Annotated in this window: 30 protein-coding genes; 23 read left to right on the top strand and 7 right to left on the bottom strand. The window is 70.6% G+C overall.

Annotated elements, in window-relative coordinates:
* Positions 1–5: 5 nt before the first annotated feature.
* Positions 6–587 carry a dihydrofolate reductase family protein gene (locus tag ACIO3S_RS02835; RefSeq protein WP_400459177.1) on the bottom strand — a complete coding sequence of 194 codons (582 nt, stop codon included), beginning with the start codon at positions 585–587 and terminating at the stop codon, positions 6–8.
* A gap of 187 nt (positions 588–774) precedes the next feature.
* Between ACIO3S_RS02835 and ACIO3S_RS02830 the strand changes: the two genes are divergently transcribed.
* From ACIO3S_RS02830 to ACIO3S_RS02820, 3 genes are read left to right on the top strand one after another with little or no spacing between them, the layout of a single operon-like run.
* Entirely contained in the window at positions 775–2,322 is a 1,548-nt protein-coding gene (locus ACIO3S_RS02830) for a heme peroxidase family protein (protein ID WP_400459174.1), read from the top strand.
* A gap of 19 nt (positions 2,323–2,341) precedes the next feature.
* Positions 2,342–3,415, top strand: a complete 1,074-nt coding sequence (locus ACIO3S_RS02825; protein ID WP_400459172.1) for an NAD(P)H-dependent flavin oxidoreductase — start codon at positions 2,342–2,344, stop codon at positions 3,413–3,415.
* A 23-nt stretch (positions 3,416–3,438) separates the two neighbouring features.
* Complete coding sequence (locus ACIO3S_RS02820) at positions 3,439–3,957, top strand: DUF664 domain-containing protein (protein WP_400459169.1); 519 nt, start codon at positions 3,439–3,441, stop codon at positions 3,955–3,957.
* 13 nt (positions 3,958–3,970) lie between these two features.
* On the opposite strand, the gene ACIO3S_RS02815 is transcribed toward ACIO3S_RS02820, so the two are convergent.
* A complete protein-coding gene (locus tag ACIO3S_RS02815) occupies positions 3,971–4,624 on the bottom strand; it encodes an NAD(P)H-binding protein (protein ID WP_400459166.1) in 654 nt (217 codons plus the stop codon).
* Positions 4,625–4,760: 136 nt separating this feature from the next.
* Between ACIO3S_RS02815 and ACIO3S_RS02810 the strand changes: the two genes are divergently transcribed.
* From ACIO3S_RS02810 to ACIO3S_RS02800, 3 genes are read left to right on the top strand one after another with little or no spacing between them, the layout of a single operon-like run.
* Complete coding sequence (locus ACIO3S_RS02810; protein ID WP_400459163.1) at positions 4,761–5,168, top strand: DUF6069 family protein; 408 nt, start codon at positions 4,761–4,763, stop codon at positions 5,166–5,168.
* 10 nt (positions 5,169–5,178) lie between these two features.
* Entirely contained in the window at positions 5,179–6,243 is a 1,065-nt protein-coding gene (locus tag ACIO3S_RS02805; RefSeq protein ID WP_400459160.1) for a sensor histidine kinase, read from the top strand.
* Positions 6,240–6,848, top strand: coding sequence for a response regulator (locus ACIO3S_RS02800; RefSeq protein WP_400459157.1), 609 nt, complete (start codon positions 6,240–6,242; stop codon positions 6,846–6,848). The genes ACIO3S_RS02805 and ACIO3S_RS02800 overlap by 4 nt, the downstream gene beginning before the upstream one ends.
* Before the next feature lie 10 nt (positions 6,849–6,858).
* Here ACIO3S_RS02800 and ACIO3S_RS02795 read toward each other — a convergent pair whose 3' ends face one another.
* Entirely contained in the window at positions 6,859–7,311 is a 453-nt protein-coding gene (locus ACIO3S_RS02795; RefSeq protein ID WP_400459154.1) for a MarR family winged helix-turn-helix transcriptional regulator, read from the bottom strand.
* Positions 7,312–7,452: 141 nt separating this feature from the next.
* Between ACIO3S_RS02795 and ACIO3S_RS02790 the strand changes: the two genes are divergently transcribed.
* The 3 genes from ACIO3S_RS02790 (at position 7,453) to ACIO3S_RS02780 (ending at position 9,963) form a co-directional block, all read left to right on the top strand.
* Positions 7,453–8,634, top strand: a complete 1,182-nt coding sequence (locus ACIO3S_RS02790) for an MFS transporter (protein WP_400459151.1) — start codon at positions 7,453–7,455, stop codon at positions 8,632–8,634.
* Between the two features lie 29 nt (positions 8,635–8,663).
* A complete protein-coding gene (locus ACIO3S_RS02785) occupies positions 8,664–9,485 on the top strand; it encodes an aldo/keto reductase (protein WP_400459148.1) in 822 nt (273 codons plus the stop codon).
* 91 nt (positions 9,486–9,576) lie between these two features.
* Positions 9,577–9,963 (top strand): hypothetical protein, encoded by a 387-nt coding sequence (locus tag ACIO3S_RS02780; RefSeq protein WP_160024970.1) that lies wholly within the window; start codon positions 9,577–9,579, stop codon positions 9,961–9,963.
* 20 nt (positions 9,964–9,983) lie between these two features.
* Here ACIO3S_RS02780 and ACIO3S_RS02775 read toward each other — a convergent pair whose 3' ends face one another.
* On the bottom strand, positions 9,984–10,409 hold the full coding sequence (locus ACIO3S_RS02775) for a hypothetical protein (protein WP_400459144.1): 426 nt from the start codon (positions 10,407–10,409) through the stop codon (positions 9,984–9,986).
* Between the two features lie 155 nt (positions 10,410–10,564).
* Here ACIO3S_RS02775 and ACIO3S_RS02770 point away from each other — a divergent pair, with 155 nt between their 5' ends.
* The 4 genes from ACIO3S_RS02770 (at position 10,565) to ACIO3S_RS02755 (ending at position 12,249) form a co-directional block, all read left to right on the top strand.
* The gene (locus ACIO3S_RS02770; protein WP_400459141.1) at positions 10,565–10,798 is read left to right on the top strand and encodes a hypothetical protein; all 234 of its coding nucleotides are present in this window, start codon (positions 10,565–10,567) and stop codon (positions 10,796–10,798) included.
* Entirely contained in the window at positions 10,795–11,445 is a 651-nt protein-coding gene (locus ACIO3S_RS02765) for an RNA polymerase sigma factor (RefSeq protein WP_400459138.1), read from the top strand. Before ACIO3S_RS02770 ends, ACIO3S_RS02765 begins: the two co-directional genes overlap by 4 nt.
* On the top strand, positions 11,442–11,666 hold the full coding sequence (locus tag ACIO3S_RS02760) for a hypothetical protein (RefSeq protein WP_400459135.1): 225 nt from the start codon (positions 11,442–11,444) through the stop codon (positions 11,664–11,666). Before ACIO3S_RS02765 ends, ACIO3S_RS02760 begins: the two co-directional genes overlap by 4 nt.
* A gap of 91 nt (positions 11,667–11,757) precedes the next feature.
* Positions 11,758–12,249: an SRPBCC family protein gene (locus ACIO3S_RS02755; protein ID WP_400459132.1), complete on the top strand. Its 492-nt coding sequence runs from the start codon at positions 11,758–11,760 to the stop codon at positions 12,247–12,249.
* Positions 12,250–12,390: 141 nt separating this feature from the next.
* Here ACIO3S_RS02755 and ACIO3S_RS02750 read toward each other — a convergent pair whose 3' ends face one another.
* A complete protein-coding gene (locus ACIO3S_RS02750) occupies positions 12,391–13,920 on the bottom strand; it encodes an alpha/beta hydrolase (RefSeq protein ID WP_400459128.1) in 1,530 nt (509 codons plus the stop codon).
* A 253-nt stretch (positions 13,921–14,173) separates the two neighbouring features.
* Here ACIO3S_RS02750 and ACIO3S_RS02745 point away from each other — a divergent pair, with 253 nt between their 5' ends.
* The gene (locus ACIO3S_RS02745) at positions 14,174–14,947 is read left to right on the top strand and encodes an HAD-IIA family hydrolase (protein ID WP_400461056.1); all 774 of its coding nucleotides are present in this window, start codon (positions 14,174–14,176) and stop codon (positions 14,945–14,947) included.
* On the opposite strand, the gene ACIO3S_RS02740 is transcribed toward ACIO3S_RS02745, so the two are convergent.
* Positions 14,941–15,648: an SDR family NAD(P)-dependent oxidoreductase gene (locus ACIO3S_RS02740; protein ID WP_400459125.1), complete on the bottom strand. Its 708-nt coding sequence runs from the start codon at positions 15,646–15,648 to the stop codon at positions 14,941–14,943. The genes ACIO3S_RS02745 and ACIO3S_RS02740 overlap by 7 nt on opposite strands.
* Positions 15,649–15,749: 101 nt before the next feature.
* Here ACIO3S_RS02740 and ACIO3S_RS02735 point away from each other — a divergent pair, with 101 nt between their 5' ends.
* The 6 genes from ACIO3S_RS02735 (at position 15,750) to ACIO3S_RS02710 (ending at position 21,974) form a co-directional block, all read left to right on the top strand.
* Positions 15,750–16,610, top strand: coding sequence for a helix-turn-helix transcriptional regulator (locus ACIO3S_RS02735; protein ID WP_400459122.1), 861 nt, complete (start codon positions 15,750–15,752; stop codon positions 16,608–16,610).
* 124 nt (positions 16,611–16,734) lie between these two features.
* Positions 16,735–17,997, top strand: a complete 1,263-nt coding sequence (locus ACIO3S_RS02730) for an Nramp family divalent metal transporter (protein WP_400459119.1) — start codon at positions 16,735–16,737, stop codon at positions 17,995–17,997.
* Positions 17,998–18,023: 26 nt separating this feature from the next.
* Positions 18,024–18,689, top strand: coding sequence for a response regulator transcription factor (locus tag ACIO3S_RS02725; RefSeq protein WP_160024960.1), 666 nt, complete (start codon positions 18,024–18,026; stop codon positions 18,687–18,689).
* A 19-nt stretch (positions 18,690–18,708) separates the two neighbouring features.
* Positions 18,709–20,067, top strand: coding sequence for a sensor histidine kinase (locus tag ACIO3S_RS02720; protein ID WP_400459115.1), 1,359 nt, complete (start codon positions 18,709–18,711; stop codon positions 20,065–20,067).
* A complete protein-coding gene (locus ACIO3S_RS02715) occupies positions 20,064–21,032 on the top strand; it encodes a TAXI family TRAP transporter solute-binding subunit (protein WP_400459112.1) in 969 nt (322 codons plus the stop codon). Before ACIO3S_RS02720 ends, ACIO3S_RS02715 begins: the two co-directional genes overlap by 4 nt.
* 54 nt (positions 21,033–21,086) lie before the next feature.
* The gene (locus ACIO3S_RS02710; protein WP_400459110.1) at positions 21,087–21,974 is read left to right on the top strand and encodes a helix-turn-helix domain-containing protein; all 888 of its coding nucleotides are present in this window, start codon (positions 21,087–21,089) and stop codon (positions 21,972–21,974) included.
* Here ACIO3S_RS02710 and ACIO3S_RS02705 read toward each other — a convergent pair.
* Positions 21,861–23,030: an MFS transporter gene (locus ACIO3S_RS02705; RefSeq protein WP_400459107.1), complete on the bottom strand. Its 1,170-nt coding sequence runs from the start codon at positions 23,028–23,030 to the stop codon at positions 21,861–21,863. The two genes, ACIO3S_RS02710 and ACIO3S_RS02705, sit on opposite strands and share 114 nt — an antisense overlap.
* Positions 23,031–23,208: 178 nt before the next feature.
* Between ACIO3S_RS02705 and ACIO3S_RS02700 the strand changes: the two genes are divergently transcribed.
* Genes ACIO3S_RS02700 through ACIO3S_RS02690 form a run of 3 tightly spaced genes read left to right on the top strand, consistent with a single transcriptional unit; the run spans position 23,209 to position 26,112 of the window.
* The gene (locus tag ACIO3S_RS02700) at positions 23,209–24,486 is read left to right on the top strand and encodes an amidohydrolase family protein (protein ID WP_400459104.1); all 1,278 of its coding nucleotides are present in this window, start codon (positions 23,209–23,211) and stop codon (positions 24,484–24,486) included.
* A gap of 1 nt (position 24,487) precedes the next feature.
* The gene (locus ACIO3S_RS02695; RefSeq protein ID WP_400459101.1) at positions 24,488–25,234 is read left to right on the top strand and encodes an ABC transporter ATP-binding protein; all 747 of its coding nucleotides are present in this window, start codon (positions 24,488–24,490) and stop codon (positions 25,232–25,234) included.
* Positions 25,231–26,112: an ABC transporter permease gene (locus tag ACIO3S_RS02690; protein ID WP_400459098.1), complete on the top strand. Its 882-nt coding sequence runs from the start codon at positions 25,231–25,233 to the stop codon at positions 26,110–26,112. The genes ACIO3S_RS02695 and ACIO3S_RS02690 overlap by 4 nt, the downstream gene beginning before the upstream one ends.
* The last annotated feature ends 4 nt before the right edge of the window (positions 26,113–26,116 follow it).

Here is a 26,116-nt window from a genome sequence, read left to right as displayed (position 1 = left end):
CGAGGTCAGCGGAGGACGTCGTAGACGAGCTTGATGATGCCGTTGGCGTAGGTCTCCGACTCGACCAGCTCGAGGCGCTGCTTGTCCTTGTCGGTCTCGCTCCACATCGACTTGCCGGCGCCGAGGACGACGGGGAAGACGAGCAGGTGGTAGCGGTCGATCAGGCCGGCGTCGGAGAGGTTGCGGGCGAGCTCGGCGCTGCCGGCGATCAGGATCGGGGCGCCGTCGCCCTGCTTGAGCTTCTCGACCTCGTCGAGCGACCTCAGGATGTTCTGCGGGCCCCAGTTGTCGACCAGGGCGTCGTCGCCGAGGGAGGTCGAGACGACGTACTTGGGGATCTCCTTGACCACCGTGAAGTCCTCGATGTCGGGCCAGATCGGTGCGAAGGCCTCGTAGCTGCGCCGGCCGAACATCAGCGCGCCGGCCTCCTCCATCTCGCTGCCCTTGATCGCATAGGCCTCGGGCAGGAACTCGATGTCCTTGAAGGTCCAGCCGCCGCTGCGGTGCTGCTCGGAGGGGGAGCCGCCGCCGGGGGAGTCGACGACGCCGTCGATGGACACGAACGCGGAGTAGATGAGTGTGCGCATGGGCCGATCCTGCCGCACGAGCGGGGTCGCAGCACGCGGATTCTCCAGGGCTTGCCCTAGATACTGGGGATGCGGCCCATGTGGTCACATGACACGGTGGAAGGGCATTCATTCCATGACCGCCGGTCTCGGGGCGCGGCGCGCCTGTTTGCCCACCTTCGTGCACGGAAACCCATATGGGGATCGCATGTCCACACCAGTCAAGCCACCTACCGAGAAGAGCCCGAAGAAGCCCGACGAGGTCGCAGACCAGGACGGCAGAGCACCCGAGGACCTCGTCAACCGGATCGGCTCCGCCCATGGATTCGGTACGCCGCACCAGCACGCCCGCGGCCACGGCCGCGAGCAGCGGGGGCTCGCCTACCTTCCCGGATCCCAGCTGTTCGAGGGGAGGTTCGGCCGGATGTTCCGGTTGAACCCCTACGTACCCTCCGAGGGGCGGATCCTGGAGATCGCCCAGATGATGACCGACAACGCTCCTGGCGATGCCGCCAAGGACAACCCGGACATCCCGGCCGGCTACACCTACCTCGGCCAGTTCATCGACCATGACATCACCTTCGACCCGGTCTCCAGCCTGACCAGGCGGAACGACCCGGACGCGCTCACCACCTTCCGTTCCCCGGCCTTCGACCTCGACAACGTCTACGGTCGGGGACCCGCCGACGACGCGTTCATGTACGACAAGGCTCCCGGCCGCGCCGGCTACCTGCTCATCGGCCGCCACGACAACGAGGACGACCTGCCGCGCAACGCGCAGGACATCGCGATCATCGGTGACCCGCGCAACGACGAGAACACCTTCGTCAGCCAGCTCCAGCTGACCATGATGAAGTTCCACAACGCCGTAATGGACATGGTCCTCGCCGACCCGCGGATGCAGCGGGACAGCGAGACGGTGTTCGAGGCGGCGCAGCGCACGGTCCGCTGGCACTACCAGTGGCTGGTCGTGCACGACTTCCTGCGGCGTACGGTCGGCCAGGCGATGCTCGGCGACGTGCTCGACGAGACCGGTGCGGTTCCGAGGCTCCGCCTCGACCACTACGAGGCGAAGTCGGGGAAGGCGTTCATGCCGGTCGAGTTCTCCGTCGCGGCCTACCGCTTCGGTCACTCGCAGGTGCGGGGTCGTTACAAGCTCAACACCACCGTGCCGCCGCTGCCGACCTTCACCAAGGCGACCACTCCGGGGGAGGACCTGAGGCTGAAGCACTTCGTCGGGTTCCGGATCCTGCCGCCGTTCTGGACCGTCGAGTGGAACCGGTTCTTCGACCTCGACGGGCCCGGTGGCGTCCAGCCGCAGGCCACGCGGGCCATCGACACCATGGTGGTGCCGCCGATGACCGACCTTCCTCCCGAGATCGCCGCGGACCCGAGCTCGATCGTGGTGCGCAACCTGACTCGTGGTGCCCGCATGGGCCTGCCGTCGGGGCGGGCGGTGGCGCGCAAGATGGGGATCACGCCGATCGGCGACGAGCTGGGGTTGCCCGGTGGCGGTCCTGCTCCGTTGTGGTTCTACATCCTCAAGGAGGCCGAGCTGCTCGCCGGCGGCCGTCGCCTGGGGCCGGTCGGTGGCCGTATCGTCGCCGAGGTGTTCCTCGGGCTGCTCGCCATGGACCCGACCTCCTACCTGCGCAACGACCCGTCCTGGCGCCCGACGCTCCCCGCGGCCACTCCGGGCGAGTTCACCACGGTGGACCTGATCAACCTGGCCGGCCACGGATTGGGGACCACCTGATCGCGCTAACGTGGCCGGCGTGACCGCTCGACGACGTGCTCAGGAGTTCTGTGAGGCGTACGGCCTCTCGATGCCGATCCTTCAGGCGCCGATGGCGGGTGCCTGTCCGCCCGCGGCGGCGGCCGCGGTCGCCGCCGCCGGTGGGATGGGCGCGGCGGGGGTGGTGCTCGACGCGCCGGAGCGGATCGCGGAGTGGGCCGCCGAGTTCCGGTCGCTGTCGGCGGGGCCGTTCCAGCTGAACATCTGGATCCCCGACCCGGCCGATGACGACCCCGCCAGGATCTCGGCGGCAGAGGAGTTCCTGGCCCGGTTCGGTACGCCGGGCCCCGAGCAGCCGCCCGCGCCGTCGTTCGAGGAGCAGTGCGAGGCGATGCTCGCCGCCCGACCGAGGGCCGTCTCCTCGATCATGGGGCTCTTCTCGCCGGAGTACGTCGACCGCCTGCACGCGGCCGGGATCGCCTGGTTCGCGTGCGCCACGACCCTGGCCGAGGCAGTCGCCGCGCAGGAGGCCGGTGCCGACGCCATCGTGGCGCAGGGTCTCGAGGCCGGCGGGCACCGAGGGGTCTTCGAGCCGGAGACGGCGGAGCGTACGGCCGTCGGGCTGTTCGCTCTGCTGCCGCACATCGTCGACGGGGTCGACGTGCCGGTCATCGCCACGGGCGCAATCGCCGACGGGCGTGCGGTCGCCGCCGCGCTGACCCTCGGGGCGAGCGCCGTGCAGGTCGGCACCGCGCTGCTGCGGTCGCCGGAGACCGCGATCGCCGACGCCTGGGCGGCCTCGCTCGACGGGCTCGCGCCGGAGGACACGGTCGCCACCCGGGCCTACTCCGGCCGACTCGGCCGCGCCGCCCCGACGGGCTATGTCCGCTCCTGGGAGGCTCCGGACGCGCCGTCGCCCGCGCCCTACCCTCATCAGCGCAGGCTGGTCGCCAGGTGGCGCAAGGGAACGCCCGAACCCGTCGCCGAGGTGGCGCTCGACCGGGCCAACCACTGGGCCGGACAGGCCGCAGCGCGCGCGGTGGCCGAGCCGGCCGCCGACATCGTGACCCGGATGTGGAGCGAGGCACGGAGCCTCCTCCCGGACACGGTCTAGTTCGACGGTGTAGAACGGAAGGCATGAGCGAAACCTGGCCCCAGCGACTGCTCGTGGACGGCTTCGGCCGGATCGCGGAGACCCTTCCTTCGATCGTCGACGGGCTCTCGGTCGACGACCTGCTGTGGCGGCCCTACGACCGCGCCAACTCGATCGCCTGGATCCTGTGGCACATCGCCCGGATGGAGGACGCCCAGATCGCGCCGCTCGCCGGCACCGACGAGGTGTGGGCGCGCGAGGGCTGGGTGGAGCGGTTCGGGCTGCCGTACCGGCCCAGAGCGATGGGATACGGGCAGAGTGCCGAGGAGGTCGCGGCGTTCCGGCTCGAGGACCCGAAGCTGCTGACGGGCTACTACCAGGCGGTCCACGCGGCCACGATCGAGCTGGTCGACTCGTTGAGCGAGGACGACCTCGCCCGCGTCATCGATGAGCGCTGGGACCCGCCCGTCACCCTCGCGGTGAGGCTGGTCAGCGTCGTCGACGACGCCGCCCAGCACATCGGCCAGGCGGCGTACGTCAAGGGCTTGCTGGGTCTCCGCTGAGTCAGCGCCGGGGTCAGAGGACGGCGGCGATGGCCTCGTCGATCGAGGCGTCGCCGGAGACCAGCTCCCACTGCTTGCCGACGGTGGCGTCGTCGTCGATCACGGCGGCGATGACCGCGGCCACGTCGGCACGCGGGATGGTGTCGCGGTCGACCTTCTCGGCCAGCTTGACCCGCCCGGTGGCGGGCTCGTCGGTGAGGCCACCGGGACGCAGGATGGTCCAGGCGAGGTCGCTGTCGCGCAGGGCGATGTCGGCGTCGCGCTTGGCCTCGACGTAGGCCTTCCACACCTCGCCCGCATCGGCCGGGACCGGCTCGTCGACGCTGATCGCCGAGACCTGCACGAAGCGCCGGATGCCGGCGGCCTTGGCGCCCGCGATCGACTTGGTCGAGCCCTCCAGGTCGACGGTGCGCTTGCGCTCGATGTTGCCGTCGGGGCCGCCGCCGGCGGCGAAGACCACCGCGTCGCAGCCCGCGAAGGCGGCGGCGAACCCGTCGGCGTCCTGGTTCTCGATGTCGAGCAGGCCCACCTCCGCCCCGAGCGCTTCGAGTTCGGCGCGGTAGCTCTCGTTGCGTACGAGCGCGACCGGGGTGTGGCCCGCGGCCGCGAGGATCGGATGGAGCTGCAGGGCGACCTTGCCGTGGCCGCCGACGATGGCGATGCGCATGCTCCCACCCTAGGCATACGAGGCCACTGACAATTGTCACCGTCGGGTCCGGACAATCAGATCTGACGCCCGGGTGCCTCCGAACGCGAGTCTGGAGACACCACCCACGGTGGGTGGTGGAGACGGAGGAATCGCGATGACAACCGTGACGAACGAGACCGTGCAGCGCACCCGGGTCGGGTGGCTGCGGATCGGCGGGATAGCGGCCACCGCGGCCGTGGCAGCGACGGTCGTATGGCTGCTGTGGACCCAGGCCGGGGGCGTGGACTTCGAGGTGAAGTCGGGTGGCGGCAGCCAGCAGATCGGGATCGGTTCGGTGATCGTCAGCAGCCTGATCATCGCGCTGGCCGGGGGTGTGCTGCTGCGCTGGTGGGAGGGCCGTTCCGAGCGCGGGACGCGGCGATGGACGATGCTCGCCGTCGGGATCGCCGTGCTCTCGCTGATCACACCGACCAGCGCGCTCACCATAGCCGCCGGGCTGGGGCTCGCGAGCCTGCACGTCGTCGTGGCCGTTGTGGTCATCGCCGGCCTGCGGCGACGGTAAAGTGACGCGCGTGTCCGGCCTGAGGTGTCACCTCCAGCGCCACGGCGTGGTGCTGGTGTGGCTGCCGGTGCTGCTCCTCTTCCCGCTCCTCAACCTCTCCGGCGAGGTGCTTCCGGCCGTCGGCCAGGTGGTCCTGGTGCTGGCCCTCGCCGCGGCCGCCGTCGCTCTCGTGGTCAGCGGCCGGGTCCGGGTCCTGCTGCCCGTCCTCGTCGCGCTGATCGTGCTCGCCGCGATGCAGGGGGAGGGCTGGCAGACGGTCTGGGGCGTGCTGGCCATCGTCTCCCCGGCGGTCCTGCGGGGCTGGCGCCTGCTGGTCGCCATCGTCGCGGCCACGGTCGGCGTCGCGGTGTCGATCGCGGTGATCGAGGGCATCGGCGACGCCTACCTGCTCAGCGTCGGCGGCACCTTCCTCAGCGGCGTCACCACGACCTCCTTCCTCCGCCTCGTCGAGGCCGTCGAGCAGCTCCGCCGCACCCGCGAGGAGCTGGCCCGGGCGGCGGTCGCAGAGGAGCGCGCCCGGATGTCGCGTGACCTCCACGACCTGCTCGGCCACACCTTGAGCGTGATGGTCGTCAAGGCCGAGGCCGTACGCCGCCTGGCGGCCCGTGACCCCGAGGCAGCCGCCGCGCACGCGGCCGACATCGAGGAGGTCGGGCGCGCCGCCCTGGCCGACGTCCGGGCCGCCGTCGACCAGATGAAGACGCTCTCCCTGGCCGAGGAGCTCGACGGCGCGCGCCGCGCGCTCGACGCCGCCGGGATCCGTACGTCGATCGCCGCCGCCCGGACCGAGGTGCCCGACATCGCCGGACAGGCGCTCGCCTGGGTCGTACGCGAGGGGGCGACCAACGTGATCCGCCACTCCGGGGCGGCGAGCTGCCGCTTCGAGCTCACCGAGGACGGCGGCGAGCTCCGGCTCGCCGTCGTCGACGACGGCGTCGGCGGTCCGGTGGACACCAGCGAGAGATCAGGCGGACTCGAGGGCCTGCGGCAGCGGTTGCGTGCGGTCGACGGTCGCCTCGACGTACGTCCCGGGGCCGACGGGTTCCGCCTCGAGGCGAGGGTGCCGGCATCGTGATCCGCATCCTGCTCGCCGAGGACCAGGCGATGATGCGCGGCGCGCTCGCCGTGCTGCTCGGGCTCGAGGACGACCTCGAGGTGGTCGCCCAGGTCGGGACCGGCACCGAGATCGTGCCGACGGCGCTCGAGGTGCGCCCTGACGTGGCCCTGCTCGACATCGAGCTGCCAGGGATCAGCGGGCTCGAGGCCGCGCGCGAGCTGACCGCGCGGCTCCCGGAGTGCCGGGTGATGATCCTGACGACGTTCTCCCGACCCGGCTACGTGCGCCAGGCGATGGCCGCGGGCGCGGTCGGCTTCCTGGTCAAGGACGGGCCGGTCGAGGAGCTGGCCGACGCGATCCGCCGGGTGCTGCACGGCGAGACGGTCCTCGACCCCGGCCTGGCCGCGGCCACGCTCCGCGCCGCCCCGAACCCGCTGACCGCGCGCGAGCGCGATGTGCTCGTGGCCTCCGAGGACGGGGCGAGCATCGCCGACATCGCCGCTCGGCTCTTCCTCTCGCCGAGCACGGTGCGCAACTATCTCTCTGCGGCCATCGGCAAGACCGGCACCCGCAACAAGACCGAGGCGGCCCTCACCGCTCGGCGCAACGGCTGGCTGGCCTGACGCCGCGCGATCAGGCCGGGGCCGGCGACAACGACCCGAGCGCGTGCACGAGCGGCGCGAGCTCGGGGATCTCGGCGGCCTCGTCCAGTGCCGTACGCAGCACCTCGTCGTGCAACGGACGGGCCTTCTTCAGCAGGTCGCGTCCGGCGGGCGTGAGCTCGGTGTAGATCCCGCGGCGGTCGTCGGCGCACAGGATCCGGGTGAGGAGGTCGCGGTTCTCCAGGCGCGTGACCAACCGGGTCGTGGCCGAGGAGGAGAGGGCCGCCGCGCGTGCCAGCTGTTGCATGCGCATGTGCCAGCCGTCCTGACGACTGAGCGCGTCGAGGACGGTGAACTCGACGACCGACAGCCCGTGCTCGCGCTGCAGCGCCTTCTCGAGCGCGGCCTCGATCAGGCCGTGCACGGCGGCCAGCGTGCGCCAGCCCTGCGCGCGGATCTCGACGGCGTCGTCAGCGATTCCCATGGGGTCCTCCTTCGTGGACGCCTCCAGCATACCCGAGTTGCGCGGATAGTGCGCGCGTGCAACTATAAATACGAAGCGTGTGCAACTACTGCGCACGCGGACTATCGACAGACGCAACCCGTCCACGTTCAGGAGTCATCCATGCCCGTCGCACTGCTAGCCCTCGCGATCGGAGGGTTCGGCATCGGCCTCACCGAGTTCGTCATCATGGGCCTGCTGCCCGAGGTCTCCACCGACTTCGGGGTCAGCGAGACCACCGCCGGCTACCTCATCTCCGGCTACGCCCTCAGCGTCGCGATCGGCGCCGTCGGCCTGACCCTCCTGCTCACCCGGGTGCCCCGCAAGGTCGCCCTGCTCGGCCTGATGGTGCTGTTCATCCTCGGCAACCTGATCTCCGCGATCTCGCCCGACTACGCCACGATGATGGTCGGCCGGATCATCGCCGCGCTGTGCCACGGCGCCTTCTTCGGCATCGGCGCCGTCGTCGCCGCGCAGCTGGTCGCCCCGGAGCGCAAGGCCAGCGCGATCGCCTTCATGTTCGGTGGCCTCACGCTCGCCAACGTCCTCGGGGTACCCCTCGGCACCCTGCTCGGCCAGGCCGCCGGCTGGCGCTCGACCTTCTGGGCGATCACCGTCATCGGCATCATCGCCTTCATCGGTATCGCCCTCCTGGTCCCGGCCCACACCGGTCGCAGCGAGGCGGCCACCCCGGCCGTACGCACCGAGCTGGCCGCCTTCGCCAGCCCGCAGGTCTGGTTCTCGATCGCCCTGACCGTGCTCGGCTACGGCGGGATGTTCGGCGGGTTCACCTACATCGCCTTCACCCTGACCGAGGTCAGCGGCTTCTCCTCCGGCACGGTCCCGCTGCTGCTCGTCCTCTTCGGTGTCGGCCTCTTCTTCGGCAACATCGTCGGCGGCCGCGCCGCCGACCGCGACGTGGTGAAGACCCTCGGCGTGCTCCTGGCCGCCCTGACCGTCGTCCTGGCCGGCTTCGCCCTCGTCGCGACCAGCCAGGTGCTGACCGTCGTCGCGCTGGTCCTGATGGGCGCGGTCGGCTTCGGCACGGTGCCGGCCCTGCAGATGCGGGTCATGGGGTACGCCGACCGGGCCCCCACCCTCGCCTCCGGCGCCAACATCGCCGCCTTCAACGTCGGCAACGCGCTCGGCGCCTGGATCGGCGGCCTCACCCTCGCCGCCGGGCTCGGCTACACCTCGCCGCTGTGGGCGGGCGCGGGAGTCACCGCACTCGGTCTCCTCGTCCTGCTGGTCGCCGTCCGCGCGCCCGGGGGCGAGCGGCGTACGTCCGTCCCCGTCCCTGCCTGAACCTCACCCATCCCAGAGAAGGAAGCCTCATGACCATTCCGACCATCACCCTGAACAACGGCATCGCGATGCCGCAGCTCGGCTACGGCGTCTTCCAGGTGCCGGAGGACGAGACCGAGGCGGCCGTGACCGCCGCGCTCGCGGCCGGCTACCGCAGCATCGACACCGCGGCGGTCTACGGCAACGAGGCCGGCGTGGGCCGTGCGCTCGCGAAGTCGGGCATCGCCCGCGAGGACCTCTTCATCACCACGAAGCTCTGGAACGCCGACCACGAGCGCCCGGTCGAGGCGTACGAGAAGAGCCTCGAGCTCCTCGGTCTCGACCAGGTCGACCTCTACCTGATCCACTGGCCCACTCCCGCGCGTGACCTCTACGTCGGTGCCTGGCAGGGCCTCGAGGAGCTGTACGCCGCGGGGCGAGTCCGCGCGATCGGCGTCTCCAACTTCCTGCCCGAGCACCTCGACCGGATCGTCGCGCTCGGCGGCACGGTGCCGGCCGTCAACCAGATCGAGCTGCACCCGGCGCTGCAGCAGCGCACTACGGTCGCTGCGAACGACAGGCTCGGGATCGCGACCGAGGCTTGGAGCCCGCTCGCACAGGGCGCGATGCTCGAGAACCCGGCGGTCACCGCGATCGCCGACCGCCTCGGTCGTACTCCTGCGCAGGTGATCCTGCGCTGGCACCTCCAGCAGGGCAGGATCGTCATCCCCAAGTCGGTGACCCCGTCGCGGATCGCGCAGAACCTCGACGTGTTCGGGTTCGACCTCACCGCCGCCGACCTGGCCGCGATCGACGACCTGGAGAGCGAGGGTCGCACCGGGCCGGACCCGGCGACCTTCAACGCCGCCTGACCATCTGCGTCTGACTATCTGGAGCAGGTGTTATCGATCGGTGATCAGCCCGGGGCAGATGTCCGGACCGGTTGAGGGCATGCTTGGCGTCATGCGATTGACCGAGCATGAGCTCACCGTGGCCCTGACCGGGACGGCCAAGACCGTCCTGGCCTCCGGCCGGAGGTTCCGCAAGGGCGGCGCCGACATCGACAAGGTCTGGGACGAGACCGACCGCTTCCAGCGCTTCAAGCTCCTGGACAGCATCGGCACCCAGATCTTCCCGGTGCTCACCGATCTCCCCGACATCGATGTCCCTGTCGGTGGTCGCCCGACGTTCCCGGAGGAGCAGATCCGCGAATCCGTCGAGCGCAACATCGGTGATGACGTCGGCCGGCTCCGCCGGGCGGTCACGGTCAAGGCACGCGTCGCGCTCGTCCAGGCCGCCCTCTCCAACCTGCCGCCCCGGGCCGAGGGCGACCTGCGTCTGGCTGACTGAGCCCGGGACGCACTGGTCGATCAGGCAGCGTTCCGCTTGCGGCCGAAGGCAAGGGCGGCGAGGGCGAGCGCCCCGACCAGCAGGCCGAAGTCGCGCAGAGCGACGTCGTAGAACTCGCCCATCGAGACGAGGTTGACGATGATCCCGGCCAGCCAGGCAGCGACCAGCAGTGCGCCGTAGCGAGGGATGATCGCGACGACGACGCCGGCCATGATCTCGATGATGCCGACCGCCAGCATCGCCTGGTGCGCGTTGCCGGGAACGATGTCGTCGATCCAGGGCGCGAGGTAGCGGTCCCAATCGGTGAGAACCTCGGCGAACTTGTCGAGTCCGAATGCGATCGGGGCGATGACAAAGACCGTACGCAGCAGGAAGAAGGCGCGGTCGCTGCCGGAGGATTCGGCGATCGACTTCGTGATCGAGGTCTCGGATGTGTGGCTGGTCATGAGTGCTCCCTTTCGGAGAGGCGGATGAAGGCGATGTTCGGGACATCCCGGGTGCCTTTGCTTCATGTGTGTCATCGACTCGTCCGCGTCTTACCGCCGTCCAAGAAGTTCGGTTCGCCCGGTAAGAACCTCGCTGCACGCGACACCAATCAGTCATGAAGCTGCAGAAGCGGGACCGCGCGCTGCGCTCACGCCAAGCTTTCGAGGAGGCGGTGGCGTGGCGTCGGCGAAGCCTGCTCGGCGCCGGCTTTCCGGACGACGTGGCCTCGAAGGTGGCCGCGGACGTACGCCTCGACCTGCACGCGCTGCTGCAGCTGGTGGATCGCGGGTGCCCGCCGGAGCTGGCTGTCAGGATCGTGGATCCGTCGCCGGGCGAGGTGGGATCATGAACATCGTGCAGGGTGGCATGGCTGAGATCGGCGTAGCGTCGGACGAGCCCTGGGTGAATGACCTGAACGACCCCGGGACTCCGGGGCATGTCGCCCAGCGCAGTCTCCATGACCTGCTGCTGCGGGCAACCCGGCATCAGGTGTGGCGCCTGCGGAGTCAGCTGCCTGGTGCGGGGCCGGCGGACCTGGAGGACCTGGCTCAGCAGGCTGCCGACGACGCCTTGGTCGCGGTGCTCGGCAAGCTCGCCACCTTCGAGGGGCGAAGCCGGTTCAGCACCTGGGTCTACAAGTTCGGCGTCCTGCACGCCGGCGTCGCCGTCCGGCGGCAGGCATGGCGGCATCGGGAGGTCGCGCTTCCGGACTCGTTCGAGGTCCCGGACGACGGCAGCGCTCCCGAGGGATACGTGCAGGCGGATGATCTCTCGCGGGCCGTCCAGGCCGCGATCGCCACCGTCCTGACACCCCACCAGCGGCGGGTCACACTGGCGCTGCTGATCGATCAGGTGCCGATCGACGTGCTCGCCGAGCGGCTCAACACCAATCGCAACGCCCTGTACAAGACACTCCACGACGCCCGCCAGCGACTACGTACGTCCCTGCTGGCCAGCGGCCATCTCGATGAATCGTCCCTGCGGAGCGCGCCATGACCGACAGAAACCGCCGTCTGCCCGCTCCCGCTCTCGACGGCCTGCTGCTCGACACCAATCCCTACTTGTCCTGCGACGACTGCTTCGACCAGATCGACACCTACGTCGAGCAGTTGCTGGCCGATCCGGGCCACGTGGACCTTCCGATGCAGGTGCATCTGAAGGCCTGCGGCGCCTGCGCCGAAGAGGCTGAGGCGTTGATGGACCTGCTCACGTCGTGACCTGATCGTCTCGCCGCGCCGCTGCGGTCCTGCCGATCGTGTATCGACGAAGATGTAGTCGTCCTCTTCTCGAGCTCACAAAGGTTGGCCCATGACCCGCTGGTACCCCCTCGCTCCCGCCGACGACGACTTCCTGGGGACCGCACGCGCGGTCACCACGAAGGTGCTCGACATCGACGTTCCGGTCGAGACGTTGTGGGAGGCGCTGGCCGCCGACGACGCCGTGGTCTCGTGGGGGCCTGGTGCCACGAAGACGCGGTGGGTCGGCCCGCGACCGTACGGCGTCGGCACGGTTCGCGAGGTCACTATGGGCGGTGTGGCCACGGTGCGGGAGAAGTTCTACCGCTGGGACGAGAACCGGCGGATGACCTTCGCGGTCGTCGAGTCGAACCGACCCGGCATCCGCCGGTTCGCGGAGGACTACGTCGTCGAGTCGACGCCGACCGGCTCCCGGCTGACCTGGACCGTTGCCGTCGAGGTGGCGAAGGGAGCCGGACCCACGGCGCCGATCGTCCGGGCTCTGCTCTCGCTCGCCGTGGGGTCGCTGATCAACGGGTTGAGGAAGAGGCTCGAGCGCGGCTGAGGCTCAGGTCCAGGGGTTGTCCCAGCGGCCGTCGGCCCGCGCTGCCTCGACCTCGGCCAGGCCGGCCGGTCCAGCACCGGCTCGCCGTCGACGGTCTCCACCCGGCCAATCTCATGGCTGGCCGGGTGGAGACCTGGCCAGTTAGCCGCCGAAGGGTGTCGCGGCGCGGGGTGCGGCGTCGGCCGAGCAGTGGTAGTCGCGCAACGGCCGCTCGCCCGTGGTCAGATAGGTCGTCACCACGTGGTTCGCGCAGCGGTTCCTGCCGCCCGGGTAGACGCCGTGGCCACTCTGATCGGCGGTGACCATGGTGGCCCGCTTGCCCAATGCCGCCCGCATCTCCCGCGCGCCGTCGAGCGGTGTCGCCGGGTCGCGAAGGTTCTGCACCATCAGTACGTTGGCCGGACCCCGATCGGTGATCCGGACCTGCGGTTCGGCGGGATCCGGCCAGTACGCGCACGGCGTGATGTTGGCCCCGGCGGCACCGAACAGCGGGTACCTGATCCGGTCGACGGCGACGTTGCGCTGGTAGGTCGCAACCGACGACGGCCAGCGCGCGTCGTTGCAGATCATGTAATAGCGACCGGAGATGAGGTTGTCCACGTCGGTCACGGCCCCGCCTCCGGGCAGCGGTGGCGGCGGCTGGTTCGCGTCGACGGCCTGCCAGATGTCGGCCAGCAGCGGCAGCTGGGTCGGGCCGTACAGCAGACCGAAGTTGATCAGCCGGAACGCGACATGGTCGAAGGGGCCGTCCGGTGTCGGGATCGGCTTCTTCTCCAGCTGCCCGGCGAGCTCGAAGTACTTCGCTCGCACCTGCGCCGGTGTCTTACCCAGGTCGTACTCGCGGTGGTTCGCCGCAGCGAACCTCGCGAAGGCCGGGAAGGTGTCCTCGACGCCCTGCGACCACAGCCGGTCGCCGGCGTAGTCCCAGCCACCCGGTCCCATGTTGCTGTCGAGCACGATCCGGTCGCTGCGCTGCGGGAACAGGGTGGTGTAGACCGCACCCAGGTGGGTTCCCCAGGAGGCACCGGCGTACGACAGCTTCGACTCACCCAGCGCGGCCCGGATCCGATCCATGTCACGTGCGGTGTTGGCCGGGCTGACGTGCGGCAGCATCGGGGATGTCTTGGACGCCGCGCACTGCTGGGCGATCTGCTTGCTCACGGCCGCGTGCTCGGCCACATCGGCGGCGTCGAGCGGGTACGGCGGGATGCTGCCTGTGAGCACTTGATCCGGGGTGAGGTCGCACGTCACCGGTGTGCTGCGGCCGATCCCGCGCGGGTCGAAGCCGATCACGTCGTAGCTGTCTCGGACACTCTGTGGGAGTCCGATCGCGACGAGCATCGCCGGATAGCTCTCTCCGGCGGAGGGGCCGCCGGGGTTGGTGACCAGGATGCCGCGCCGCTTGTCGGGCTTCTTGCTCGGCAGGCGCGAGACCGCGATATCGATCGTCCGGCCGTTGGGGTCGCTGTAGTCCAGCGGGACCTTCAGGGTCCCGCACTGCATCCCTTCCGGGATCGGCACCGGAGAGATCTCGGCGGGGCACTTGTTCCACTTGATGCTGTCCGGTGGCGCGGCCTGCGCCGCGGCCGGACCTGCCAGCGAGACCCCTGGGATCAGGGTGGCCGCCAGCGAGACGACGGCGACGGCGAGCGGTATTGAGATGCGTTTCATTTCTTCCTCCCGAGGATGGTGCGGGGACGGTGTCAGTCTTCGCTGATCGGAGGGCGCGAACATCCGGCCGCAGACCATTCCGGGGTGTCCGAAAGGACTATTGACCGATGGGGAAAGTAGGAGTGGTGCAGATCACTGCCCCTGCTGAAGACGGTTGCCGTACGCGTCGGCGACAACGGTTGGCGGTTGGGCCGCGATCAGCGAGGATGTCCCCGTGATCGACGAGCGCCCCATCAACACCTGGCTGACCGACATGGACGGTGTCCTCGTACGTGAGGAGGAGCCGATCCCGGGCGCCGCCGAGTTCCTGGCGAAGCTCACCGAGGCGTCGGTGCCGTTCATGGTGCTGACCAACAACTCGATCTACACCCCGCGGGACCTCCGGGTGAGGCTGCTCCGCTCCGGGCTCGACGTCCCCGAGAAGTCGATCTGGACCTCGGCGCTCGCGACCGCGCAGTTCCTCGCCGACCAGCGGCCGGGCGGCTCGGCGTACGTCGTCGGCGAGGCGGGGCTGACGACCGCCATGCACGCGGTCGGCTATGTGATGACGGAGAACGACCCCGACTATGTGGTGCTCGGGGAGACCCGCACCTACTCCTTCGAGTCGATCACCCGGGCGATCCGGCTGATCGAGGCCGGCGCGCGGTTCATCGCGACCAACCCGGACCCGAGCGGGCCGAGCCCGCAGGGCACGCTGCCCGCGACCGGCTCCGTCGCCGCGCTGATCAGCGCCGCGACCAACCGGGCGCCCTACTACGTCGGCAAGCCGAACCCGCTGATGATGCGCAGCGCTCTCAATCAGCTCGAGGCCCACTCCGAGACCACGGTGATGATCGGCGACCGGATGGACACCGACATCATCAGCGGTCTCGAGGCCGGGATGCGCACGATCCTCGTCGAGACCGGGTCGACCAGGCCCGAGCAGATCGAGACCTTCCCGTTCCGGCCGACGCGCACGGTGTCCTCCATCGCCGACGTACTGCCGCTCCTGGAGAGTCAGCTCGAGAGTCAGCTCGACGTTCAGTAGGGGAGCGGGCCGCGGTTCGAGACGAACGTCCCGCTCGGGCCGTCGGGGCCGATCTGCGCCATCCGGACGATGATCTCGGCGCCTTCCTCGACGGTCTGGGTGCCGGTGTGGCCGTTGAGCTCGGTGTCGGTGAAGCCGGGTTCGACCGCGTTGACCCGGATGGTCGGGTAGGCCTTGGCGAGCTGGATGGTGGCAGCGTTGACGGCGGCCTTGGAGGCGGGGTAGCTCAGGCCCGTGTAGAAGTGGGTGAAGCCGTCGGGGTCGCTGAGCATGCCGAGCGAGGCGAGCCCGCTGGAGACGTTGACGATGACGGGTGCCGGCGACTTCAGCAGTAGCGGGACGAAGGCCTGGGTTACCCGGAGGCCACCGAACAGGTTGGTCTCGAAGGTGGCGCGTACGTCCTCGACGCTCTCGTCGGCTGCGGTGGGGATGGCGTTGTCGACCAGCCGCGGCTCGACGCCGGCGTTGTTGACGAGTACGTCGATGCCGCCCTCGGCCGCGACCTGCTCTGCCGCGGCGGTGACGGACGTGTCGTCGGTGACGTCGATGCGTACGAACCGGGCGCCGAGCTCGGCGGCGGTGGCCCGGCCTCGGGCCTCGTCGCGGGCCCCGATGTAGACGATGTGCCCCGCGGCGATAAGGCGGCGGGCGGTCTCCTTGCCGAGACCCTTGTTGGCCCCGGTGATCAGTGTGGTGGTCATGTCTCCAGGCTGCGCCGGCGGCGCGGGTTCAGGAAGCGGTCCGGTTTTCGTAGGACTGGCAGGGCCAGGACATCGGCTCCGCCATGGCGGAGACTGGTGAGATGGAGTCAACGGAGTTCGGGCGGGTGCTGCGTCGCTGGCGCGACCGCGTGGCGCCCGCCGCGGTCGGGCTGCCTGCCGGTGGCCGTCGCCGGGCGACCGGTCTGCGGCGTGAGGAGGTCGCGAACCTGGCCGGCATCTCGGTCGACTACCTGACCCGGCTCGAGCAGGGTCGAGCGACCTCGCCCTCGGTGCAGGTGGTCGAGGCGCTCGCCCGGGCGCTCCGGCTCCCGGACGCCGACCGCGACCTGCTGTTCCGCCTCGCCGGACATGCCACGCCCGGCCGTGAGGTGGTGTCCTCGCGAGTCTCGCCGAGCGTCCAGCGGCTCCTGGACCGCCTGGCGCACACCCCGGTCGTCGTCTATGACGCCTCGTGGACCGTGGTGAACGCCAACGATGCGTACGACGCGCTCATGGGGGCGACCGCCACCTGGCAGGGCCGTGAGCGCAACGCGGTGTGGCGCAACTTCGTCGGTCCGGGCAGCCGGGCCGTCGCCACCCCGGCGGAGACCGAGGCGCTGCAGGCGGGGCTGGTCGCCGACCTGAGGCTCACCGCCGCTCGCTATCCCGCCGACCAGCGGCTGCGACGGCTCATCGCCGACCTGCGCGCTGCGAGCTCCCGCTTCGCGGACCTGTGGGAGAGTGCCGAACCGTCCCGTCACCACGAACCGGCGCGACACAAGATCATCGACCATCCGAGCGTCGGCCGGATCGCGCTCGACTGTGACACCCTGACCGTCGCGGTCGAGGACCTGCGGATCATGGTCTACACCGCCGAGCCCGGCACCGAGGACGCCGAGCGCCTGGCGCTGGCGACGGTCGTCGGCAACCAGGCGCTCGGTGGAGCCTCGGGCGGGGCCTGATTCGTTGGGTTGTGTAAGGAAATCCCTCTGAGGGCCTCTCCTCGTGGACGCGACTGTGTCGACCGTCACATAGTCGAGCGCGGCCGGGTGATCCAGCCCGGCAGAGACCGAGGAGCTACAACTGATGACTGTCATCGATGACAAGGCCGCAGGGGCCGTCCCTCGCTGGCGCTTGATCGGACCCGGCCTGGTCGTCGCCGCGACCGGTGTCGGCGCCGCCGACCTGGTCGCCACCATGATCGCGGGCAGCAAGTACGGCTATGCGCTGCTCTGGGCCGTCGTGCTCGGGTGCCTGATGAAGGTCGTGCTCGTGGAGGGAGCCGGCCGCTACAGCCTGGCGACCGGACGCACGATCTACGAGGGCTGGAGCAGCCTGGGCCGCTGGACCCACGCCTACTTCGGGCCGTATCTCATCATCTGGGGGTTCGTGTACGGCGCCGCCGCCATGTCGGGCACCGGCCTCGCTGCCCACGCCCTGGTGCCGGTGCTGTCGGTGAAGGCCTGGGGCATCATCGCCGGGATCTTCGGCCTCGCGCTGGTCTGGACCGGCCGCTACGGACTGTTCGAGAAGGCTCTCAGCATCATGGTGCTGCTGATGTTCATCTCGATGGTCGCCGCCGCCGCGCTCACGGTGCCCAACCTGCCCGAGCTCGCCGCCGGCCTGGTGCCTCGGATCCCGGACGGGTCGCTGCTCAACATCCTGAGCGTCGCCGGTGGTGTCGGCGGCACGATCACGCTGGCCGCGTACGGCTACTGGCTGCGGGAGAAGGGCTGGGCGACCCCGGCGTACATGCGGGTGATGCGCATCGACAACTCGGTCGCGTACATCGTGACGGGAATCTTCGTCGTCTCCACGCTCATCGTCGGGGCCGAGCTGCTGTATTCGGCCGGCATCGCGGTCGACACCGGCGACAAGGGGATGCTCGATATCGGGAACGTCCTCGAGGATCGGTACGGCCCGGCCGCCGGAACGATCTTCCTGATCGGCTTCCTCTCCGCCGCGCTGAGCTCGCTGGTGGGGGTGTGGCACGGGGTCAGCCTGATGTTCGCCGACTTCGCCGGTCACGTGCGGAAGGCCCCCGAGGACGCGCCCGAGCGGATGGCCGGCGGCATCTGGTACCGCGCGTACATCCTGTGGCTGACGTTCCCGCCGATCATCGCCCTGTTCCTGGACCAGCCGGTCTATCTGATCCTCGCCTACGGTGTGCTCGGGGCGCTCTTCATGCCGTTCCTCGCGATCACGCTCCTGTGGATCCTCAACACCGACCGGGTGCCGCGCGAATGGCGCAACCGGATCTCCTCGAACGTGGTGATGGGCCTGTGCGCACTCGCCTTCTTGGCACTGGCAGTGCATCAGGTCCGCGTGGTCATCACCGGCGCGCTCTGATCACCGCACCACGTTAGGTTTGCTCCGTGCGGATTCTGGTGGTCGAGGACGACCCGAGCGTTGCGGAGGCGTTGGTGGACGCCTTCCAGGACGTGGGGTGGACCACGACGCACTGCAGCCGCGGCGACGACGGGCTGCATCAGATCGCCGGAGCCGACCTGGTGGTGCTCGATCTCGGCCTGCCGGACATGGATGGACTCGACTTCCTGCGTACGGTGCGGCGGGTCTCGACGGTTCCGGTGCTCGTGCTCACGGCCCGTGACAGTGACGGGTCTGTCGTCCTCGGCCTGCGTGCCGGCGCCGACGACTACCTGGTGAAGCCGGTCGGCAGGGCGGTGCTGCTCGCGCGTGTCCACGCGCTGGTTCGGCGGAGCAGGATGGCCTCCGCCGAACCGCGGCCGGCCGAGCGTGTGGTCACGTTGGGCGAGCTGAGCGTCGACGTCGCTGCGCGCACGGTTCACCGTGCCGGGTCCCCGGTCTCGGTGACCGCGACGGAGTTCGATCTGCTGGCCGCGCTGATCGCCCGCACCGGCGAGGCGGTGAGCCGCGACGAGCTGCTGCTCCAGGTGTGGGGTACGCCGGCGGTCGGCAAGTCGCGGTCGCTGGACTTCTTCGTGACCGCGCTCCGCAGCAAGCTGGGTCGGGACCTGCCGCTGCACACGGTGCGCGGCTACGGCTTCCGGCTCGGCTGATCGAGAAGGGGAGACGTCGATGATGGAGCGTCGGGTACAGCTCGTCGTCGGCCTGCTCCTGCTCGGGACGCTCCTGGCACTGGCGTTTCCGCTGGCGACCACGCTCGCCGACCGGCGGACCGCCCGGCTCGCGTCCGAGCGGGACCGGCAGATGGCGGTGATCGCGGAGGCCGCGGCCTCCGGCCAGCCGGTCGCAGAGCTCGTCGATCGCTACCACGACGTCTACGGCGAACCGGTCCTCGTCGTCGATGCCGACGGCCAAGAGCTCTCGCTCGCAGGCGACCTCGACGCCGGCGCCGCCTCCGTCCGCGGAGCGCTGCGGATCGGACTGGTGGGCGTGCCTCCCGTCGCGATGCGTCGGATCCTGCCCTGGACCACCGCGGACCCGCTGCGCGGAGCGCCGGGGCGCGAGGACGGCGAGGTCAGGTCGTACGCGCTGACTCGCGTCGACACCTCGGCCGCCGCCGCACAGATCAGGCGGGACTGGGCGCTCATCGCGGTCGGGGCGCTGGCGCTCCTGCTGGTGGCCGCGGCGCTGACCAGGCGGCTGTCGCGATGGACCATGCGTCCGGTGCACTCGCTCGAGGCAGCGGCGCGAACGATCACGCATGGGGACCGCAGCGCGGATGTGCTCGCGACCGGCCCGGCGGAGCTTCGCGGTCTGGTCGCAGAGTTCAACCGCATGGGTGCCGCCGTCGAGAGGTCCCTGGAGCAGCAGCGTCAGCTGGTCGCCGACGCGTCGCATCAGCTGCGCAACCCGCTCGCGGCGCTGCGGCTGCGAGCCGACGGACTGGAGTCACATGTGAACAGCACCGGCCAGCGGGCCTATGCGGGTCTGACCAAGGAGCTAGAGCGCCTGGAGACGCTCCTCGACCAGCTGATGTCGCTCGCGCGGGCCCAGGAGGCCGGGGCGGCCCGTACCGGTGGAGGCGCCACGGTCCCGAATCAGGTCGTGGGCACCGTCACCCGCGAGCGCGTGGAGGCCTGGCGGCCGGCCGCGGAAGCGGCGGGGCAGTCCTTGGCGATCACCGGAGACCTGCCGGAGGTGGAGGTGGCCGGGGTGCTCGACCAGATCCTCGACGTCCTCATCGACAACGCCATCCGCTATGCCGGTCCGGGCGCCCACGTCGAGCTCTCGGCGACCGAGACCGCCGACGGGGTCGTCGGCTGGGTCCGTGACGACGGGCCGGGGCTCGAACCCGACGAGTGGCACCTGGCGACCGAGCGGTTCTGGCGGTCCGGTGGCCAGCGGACGGGATCCGGCCTCGGACTGGCGATCGCCGAGGAGCTCGCGAGCGCCAACGGTGGTCGCGTACGCCTGCGGCCCGCCGAACCGGTCGGGACGATCGCCGAGTTCTCACTGCGGGTCGCGTCGTGACCTGGCCGGGTGGGCAGCTGACCAGGCGGACGTTGGTGCGGACGGTCACCGCCGCCGCCGTCGCGCCGGCCGTGGCGTCCTTGGCGGGATGCCGCGACACCGCGACGTCACCCGTCACGATCGCGGCGGGCACGGAGTACGGGACCTATGCGGTCTTCGCTGGCCTGCTCGCCGATCAGCTGCGCGCCGTGAGCCCTGGGCTGGAACCGACGGTCCTGTCGACGGAGGGAAGCCTCGACAACGTACGTCTCCTCGGAGACGGCGAGGCCGCGCTCGGGCTCGCGCTCGAGGACGGCCTCGACCGGACCGTCGCCGACATGCCCGAATCAGCGCGTCCGATGGCGTTGGCGCGCATCTATGAGAACTATCTGCAGCTCCTCGTGACCGACGACAGTCCGATCCGCGAGGTCGGCGACCTTCGCGGCCGGCGCGTCGTGCTCGGGGCCGCCGGGTCCGGTGCCGCCGTGACCGCTGTCGTGCTCCTGGGAGCAGCCGGTCTGCAGACCCGCGATCTCACGGTGAGGTACATGGGGCTGGCTGCCGGTCTGGACCGGCTGCTCGAGGACGACGTCGATGCCGTGTTCTGGTCCGGCGGGATCCCGACGCCCACGATCAGCAAGGCGGGACGTGAGCGGCAGCTCCGGATGATCGACATCGGGGCGCTCGCCGCCCCGATGTCGCGACAGTCCGGCTACCGCTACTCGACGCGGAAGGTGCCACCGGTCGACTACGGTCCTCCCTCGGGTGGCACGACGATCGGCGTTCCCAATCTGCTGCTGGCGCGCCGCGACCTACCGCACCGAGTGGCGCGGGAGATCGTCGATGTCATGGTCAGCCGTGCGGACCTGCTGATCCCAGACTTCGTCCGAGGGCTTCAATACCTGGAGCCCGCCACGATGATCCAGACGGGACGGATCCCCCTCCATCCCGGCGCCTTGTCTGCCTATCGCGCTCTGCACGGATGAGGTGGCGGCGAGGCCCCGGGAATAGCCGGGCTGCGGTCGCACGCTGGGGCTGATGTGAACGAGGACCGTCCGTCGTGGGAGATGACGCTCGCCTACCAGGAGGAGCTGGCCGCCGGCTCCGCCGGTGAGGACGTACGCTCCGCCACCTGGTTGCTCGTCGACGACGGCACGGTCGTGCTGACCGCCGCCGGGCAGTCGCACCTGCTGCGCGTCGGGGACGCGGCGCTGGTCGGGGGCCAGGTCAGGCACCGGCTGGCGACCCACGACGGGGCCGCGGTGACCAGGGCTGATCTGCGGGCGGTCGCGGTGGCGTACCCGCTCGCCAACCCGCTGGTCGTGCGTGACTTCGTCGGCAGACACGGCGGGGTGGCGGAGCTGGTGCGGCGGTGTCCGCTGGCGGGGCCGTGCCGGCCGACGGCGCTGTTCGCGTCGGGCTACGCGTCGCTGCTCGGCGCCGCGATGACGGCCTCCTGGCTCGAGGACACCGGGCGCGGCACCGATGGTCCCGCGCCCGTCCTCGACCCGACGGTGGCGCAGGTGCTGTCCGCACTGATCGCGGATCCGGCACGGGCCTGGTCCGTCGAGGCGATGGCGGAGTCCGTGCACCTGTCGAGGTCGGCGCTGGGGGAGCGGTTCCGGCGCAGCCTGGGGCAGAGCCCGAGCGAGGCGCTGCGGGACGTGCGGATGCGCGCGGCCCGCCACCTGCTGGCCGGAGGTGACCGTCCGGTCGAGCAGGTGGCGTACGCCGTGGGCTACGGGTCGGGCGCGGCGTTCAGCCGCGCCTTCACCACGGTCCACGGGACGGGGCCGCAGGCGTGGCGGGACGCCTCAACCACGCGGGACGCGAACGGCCGCGAACCCCGCCGCGGCGATCACCGCACCGACCGCGCCGATGAGGAGCACCCGGCCGACGCCGTACTCATCGAGGACCGCGCCTCCTAGCGCCGCCCCGAGGGCGATCGAGACCTGGAACGCGGTGACCTGGAGCGCCAGCGCCGACTCGGTGCGCTCGGGCTCGACGCGGGTGACCCACAGCTGGGTGCCGACCGGCACCAGGTTGAACCCGAAGCCCCACACGATCATGGCCAGCGCCATGACCGGCGTGCTCTCGGCGAGGAACGTCAGCACCAGCCCGCCCGCGAGGAGGAGCGGCGCGACGGTGACGACGACCCGAAGCCGGCCGGCGAACCGCCCGGCCGCGAGGTTGCCGAAGAGCCCGCCGAGACCCCACAGCGCCAGCATCCACATGCCGTCGCCCGGCGAGGTCTCCGAGATCGCGATCCGGATGAACGGGTACGCCACGAAGTTGCCGAGCACCACCACGACCACCAGCAGCACACCGGCGACCAGCCGCGGGTTGCGGAGGGCCTGACGCATCATGGTCAGCCCGGCCGACGGGTGGGCAGGCACCGGCGGCAGCGCCCGGGCCAGCGCGGCGGCGGAGACCAGGCTCAGCACCGCCGCGGCCGCGAACCCCCAGCGCCAGCCGGGGCCGTCGGCGAGCAGCGAGCCCAGCGGCAGGCCGACGATCGTGGCCACCGTGACGCCCAGCGCGATCGAGGTCGAGATGACGTGGTCGCGGCCCGGCGAGGCGTACGTCCCGACGGCGAACGCGAAGGACCAGTAGCCGGCGATCGCCGCACCCAGCACGAGCCTGCCGAGGAGCAGGACGACGAAACCGGGGGAGATCGCGACGGCCAGGTTGGCGACGGCCGCGGCGACGAGCAGGCCGACCAGCAACGTACGCCGGTCCATCCGGGGGAGGAGCATGGCGATGGTCGGTGCGGTCGCGGCCCCGGCGATCGCGGTCGCCGCCACCGCGAGCCCGGCCGTCCCCTCGCTGATCCCGAGGTCGCGCGCCATCGTGGGCAGTACGCCCGCGGGCAGGAACTCGCTCGAGACCAGGATCGCGATCCCGGCGGCGAGGGCGACCACCGGCGCCGCTCGGCCCTGGGAGGTGGTCGTGGACGGGGTCGTTTCAGGCGAAGTCGTTGTCACCCTTCGATCGTCGCCGCGATCCGAGCGCCCGCGTTGATCGTCCGTCGCCCGTGCTTGACCGGACGACCGCCATCGCTGGTTTCATCGAGGATGACCGAAACGGTTACGCCACCGAAATAACCGCTCCTTACGCTCGAAAATGTTCATCTCATCAACATTTGAGCCGGAAGGGGTGTCGATGGCCGTGGCACGAAGTGCGGGACAGATCGGTCCGGTGGACGGCCCGGCGCAGCTGGCCGGCGTGGAGCTGACAGCGCTGCGCGGCGTACGTCTCCTCGACGGCACCCTCGCCGATCTCGAGCTCGCGGACGGCGATATCACCGTCGTCCGGCCGCTCGAGGGCGGTCCCGGGACCGATGCCACGGGCTGGCGGCTGATCCCCGCCGCCGGCGAGCCGCACGCGCACCTCGACAAGGCGCTGAGCGCGGAGCAGATCGAGCCGGGCCCGCAGGCCGGGAACGACCTGGTGACCGCGATCGAGCAGTGGCGCTCGCTCGTTCCCACGCTCACCTCCGACGACTTCGCCGATCGCGCCCGGCGGGCGGTCCGCCGCTACGTCGCGAACGGCATCACCACGATCCGTACGCACGCCGACGCCCTCCTCGCGGGCGACCCGCTGCGCGGGGTCGATGCGCTGCTCGGCCTGCGCGAGGAGCTCAGCGGAACGGTCACGCTCCAGGTCTGCCTGCTCGCCGGCCAGGACGTCCCGGACGAGGTGATCGAGGACGCGATCGGGCGCGGGATCGACGTCCTCGGCGGGTGTCCGCACCTGGCCGACGAGCCCGCCAAGGAGACCAGCCGCATCCTCGACCACGCCGAGCGGTCCGGTCTCCCCGTCGACCTGCACACCGACGAGCAGACCACCACCGGCCACCTCGACCTTGCCGACCTTGCCGAGCAGGTCATCGCCCGCGGGCTGCAGCAGCGGGTGACCGCGTCCCACTGCGTACGTCTCGGCATGCTCGACCACGACCGCCGAGCTCCCGTCGTGGACCTGGTGGCGAAGGCGGGGATCGGCATCGTGACGCTCCCGATCACCAACCTCTACCTGCAGGGCCGCGACGCGGACGGTGCGGTGCCACGCGGTCTCACCGCGGTCCGGGCACTGCTCGAGGCGGGCGTGCCGGTCGCCGCCGGTGCCGACAACCTGCGCGACCCCTTCAACCCGGTCGGCCGGGCCGACCCGTTCGAGACCACCTCGCTCCTGGTCGCCGCCGGTCATCTCCGGCCGGCCGAGGCCCTCGCCGCAGTCACGACGACCACCCGCACCGTGCTCGGGCTCCCGGACGCGGGCACGGGACCCGGCAGCCGGGCCGATTTCATGCTCGTCCCCGACGTACCTCTCGACGAGGTCGTCGCCGGGGCGCAGACCGCCCGCGTCGTCGTCCATGGCGGCCGCGTGCTCGCCGACACCCGCGTCAGCACCGTCCTCGATCTCGAACCCATGCCGAGGTGACATGAACACGACGACCACCACCGCCACGCTCGCCCTCTCGGGGGTGACGAAGCGATTCCCGACCGGTACCACCGCGCTGACCGGGGTCGACCTCAGCGTCGACGCCGGAGAGTTCGTCTCCGTCGTCGGCCCGTCCGGCTGCGGCAAGTCCACCCTGCTCCGCCTCGCCTCGGGACTCGAGGACGCCACCGTCGGCCGGGTCGACGTCGACGCGGACACCACCAGCTACGTCTTCCAGGACCCCACCCTGCTGGAGTGGCGCAGCGCCCGGAAGAACGTCGAGCTGATCGGCGAGCTGAGCGGGCTCCCCAAGGAACAGCGCCGCCGAGCGGCGCAGGAGGCCCTCGACCTGGTCGGCCTCACCGGCTTCGAGAAGCAGCATCCGCGCCAGCTCTCCGGAGGCATGCGGATGCGGGTCTCGATCGCACGGGCCCTCGTCGCCGAGCCCGACCTCGCCCTCTTCGACGAGCCGTTCGGCGCGCTCGACGAGATCACCCGGTTGGCGATGCAGACCGAGCTGCAGCGGCTCTTCAAGCTGCTGGGCTTCGCCGGCCTCTTCATCACCCACTCCGTGGCCGAGGCCGTCTACCTCTCGACGCGCGTCGTCGTGATGAGCGGCCGGCCGGGCCGGATCGTCGCGGAGATCCCGGTGCCCTGGGAGTTCCCACGCCCACCCGAGCTGCGTTTCGAGTCCGACTTCGCCTACCTGGTCGGCCAGGTCTCCGAGGCACTGGAGGAGCACGCATGAGCACCGAGCTGAGCACCGAGCTGATCGTCGAGCCGGACGTCGAGCCCGTGACCGAGGCCGCGCCCGCCGAGCCGCCCACCAGACGTACGTCCCCGGTGCTCCGCAGCATCATCGCCAAGGTCCTGCCGATGATCGCGGCGCTCGCCGGCCTGGCGGCCGTGTGGTACGCCGTGACGTACCTCGTCCTCGGTGAGGACAAGCGGTTCCTGCTGCCGCCGCCGCACCAGGTCTTCGGCGAGACGCTGGGCCGGCCGGAGATCATGCAGCCGATGCTCGCCGCGCTGTGGCAGTCGGTCATGGTCGCGCTGGCCGGTCTGGCGATCGCGGTGGTCATCGGGATGGCCTGGGCGATGGTGATGGCGCAGACCCGGCTGCTGGAGAAGGTGCTCTACCCCTATGCGGTCATCCTGCAGACGGTCCCGATCCTGGCGCTGACCCCGCTGATCGGGATCTGGATGGGCTACGGCATCGCGGCCCGGATCGTGGTCTGCGTGATCATCGCGGTCTTCCCGATGATCGCCAACACCCTCTTCGGCCTGCAGTCGGCAACGGCGCCGGTGCACGACCTCTTCACCCTCAACCGGGCGACGCGGCTGCAGCGGCTGCTCAAGCTGCAGCTGCCCGCCGCGATGCCGGCGATCTTCACCGGCCTGCGCAACGCCGCCGGGCTGTCGGTCATCGGCGTGATCGTCGGCGACTTCTACTTCCAGCAGGGCAGCCCCGGCATCGGCGGCCTGCTCCGCGTCTACACGCTCCGGCTCAGCATGGAGCCGCTCTTCCTGGCGATCATCCTCACCGCCCTCTTCGGTGTCGTCGTCTTCTCGGCCTTCGCAGCTCTCGACCGTGCCGTCATCGGCAAGTGGTACGGCGAGCGCTGAACTC

Origin of the sequence: Nocardioides sp. NPDC087217 (assembly GCF_044744805.1) — a bacterium.
Lineage (GTDB): Bacteria > Actinomycetota > Actinomycetes > Propionibacteriales > Nocardioidaceae > Nocardioides.
This window is presented reverse-complemented; position numbering and strand designations above follow the sequence as displayed.

Excerpts from the sequence above, each read along its gene's own strand:
- ACIO3S_RS02770 (WP_400459141.1), top strand. The coding sequence starts at position 10,565 with ATGAAGCTGCAGAAGCGGGACCGCGCGCTGCGCTCACGCCAAGCTTTC.
- ACIO3S_RS02730 (WP_400459119.1), top strand. The coding sequence starts at position 16,735 with ATGACTGTCATCGATGACAAGGCCGCAGGGGCCGTCCCTCGCTGGCGC.
- ACIO3S_RS02750 (WP_400459128.1), bottom strand. The coding sequence starts at position 13,920 with ATGAAACGCATCTCAATACCGCTCGCCGTCGCCGTCGTCTCGCTGGCG.
- ACIO3S_RS02830 (WP_400459174.1), top strand. The coding sequence starts at position 775 with ATGTCCACACCAGTCAAGCCACCTACCGAGAAGAGCCCGAAGAAGCCC.
- ACIO3S_RS02755 (WP_400459132.1), top strand. The coding sequence starts at position 11,758 with ATGACCCGCTGGTACCCCCTCGCTCCCGCCGACGACGACTTCCTGGGG.
- ACIO3S_RS02790 (WP_400459151.1), top strand. The coding sequence starts at position 7,453 with ATGCCCGTCGCACTGCTAGCCCTCGCGATCGGAGGGTTCGGCATCGGC.
- ACIO3S_RS02780 (WP_160024970.1), top strand. The coding sequence starts at position 9,577 with ATGCGATTGACCGAGCATGAGCTCACCGTGGCCCTGACCGGGACGGCC.
- ACIO3S_RS02795 (WP_400459154.1), bottom strand. The coding sequence starts at position 7,311 with ATGGGAATCGCTGACGACGCCGTCGAGATCCGCGCGCAGGGCTGGCGC.
- ACIO3S_RS02745 (WP_400461056.1), top strand. The coding sequence starts at position 14,174 with ATGGACGGTGTCCTCGTACGTGAGGAGGAGCCGATCCCGGGCGCCGCC.
- ACIO3S_RS02815 (WP_400459166.1), bottom strand. The coding sequence starts at position 4,624 with ATGCGCATCGCCATCGTCGGCGGCCACGGCAAGGTCGCCCTGCAGCTC.
- ACIO3S_RS02720 (WP_400459115.1), top strand. The coding sequence starts at position 18,709 with ATGATGGAGCGTCGGGTACAGCTCGTCGTCGGCCTGCTCCTGCTCGGG.
- ACIO3S_RS02785 (WP_400459148.1), top strand. The coding sequence starts at position 8,664 with ATGACCATTCCGACCATCACCCTGAACAACGGCATCGCGATGCCGCAG.
- ACIO3S_RS02700 (WP_400459104.1), top strand. The coding sequence starts at position 23,209 with ATGGCCGTGGCACGAAGTGCGGGACAGATCGGTCCGGTGGACGGCCCG.
- ACIO3S_RS02760 (WP_400459135.1), top strand. The coding sequence starts at position 11,442 with ATGACCGACAGAAACCGCCGTCTGCCCGCTCCCGCTCTCGACGGCCTG.
- ACIO3S_RS02820 (WP_400459169.1), top strand. The coding sequence starts at position 3,439 with ATGAGCGAAACCTGGCCCCAGCGACTGCTCGTGGACGGCTTCGGCCGG.
- ACIO3S_RS02695 (WP_400459101.1), top strand. The coding sequence starts at position 24,488 with ATGAACACGACGACCACCACCGCCACGCTCGCCCTCTCGGGGGTGACG.
- ACIO3S_RS02740 (WP_400459125.1), bottom strand. The coding sequence starts at position 15,648 with ATGACCACCACACTGATCACCGGGGCCAACAAGGGTCTCGGCAAGGAG.
- ACIO3S_RS02690 (WP_400459098.1), top strand. The coding sequence starts at position 25,231 with ATGAGCACCGAGCTGAGCACCGAGCTGATCGTCGAGCCGGACGTCGAG.
- ACIO3S_RS02810 (WP_400459163.1), top strand. The coding sequence starts at position 4,761 with ATGACAACCGTGACGAACGAGACCGTGCAGCGCACCCGGGTCGGGTGG.
- ACIO3S_RS02835 (WP_400459177.1), bottom strand. The coding sequence starts at position 587 with ATGCGCACACTCATCTACTCCGCGTTCGTGTCCATCGACGGCGTCGTC.
- ACIO3S_RS02765 (WP_400459138.1), top strand. The coding sequence starts at position 10,795 with ATGAACATCGTGCAGGGTGGCATGGCTGAGATCGGCGTAGCGTCGGAC.
- ACIO3S_RS02735 (WP_400459122.1), top strand. The coding sequence starts at position 15,750 with ATGGAGTCAACGGAGTTCGGGCGGGTGCTGCGTCGCTGGCGCGACCGC.
- ACIO3S_RS02775 (WP_400459144.1), bottom strand. The coding sequence starts at position 10,409 with ATGACCAGCCACACATCCGAGACCTCGATCACGAAGTCGATCGCCGAA.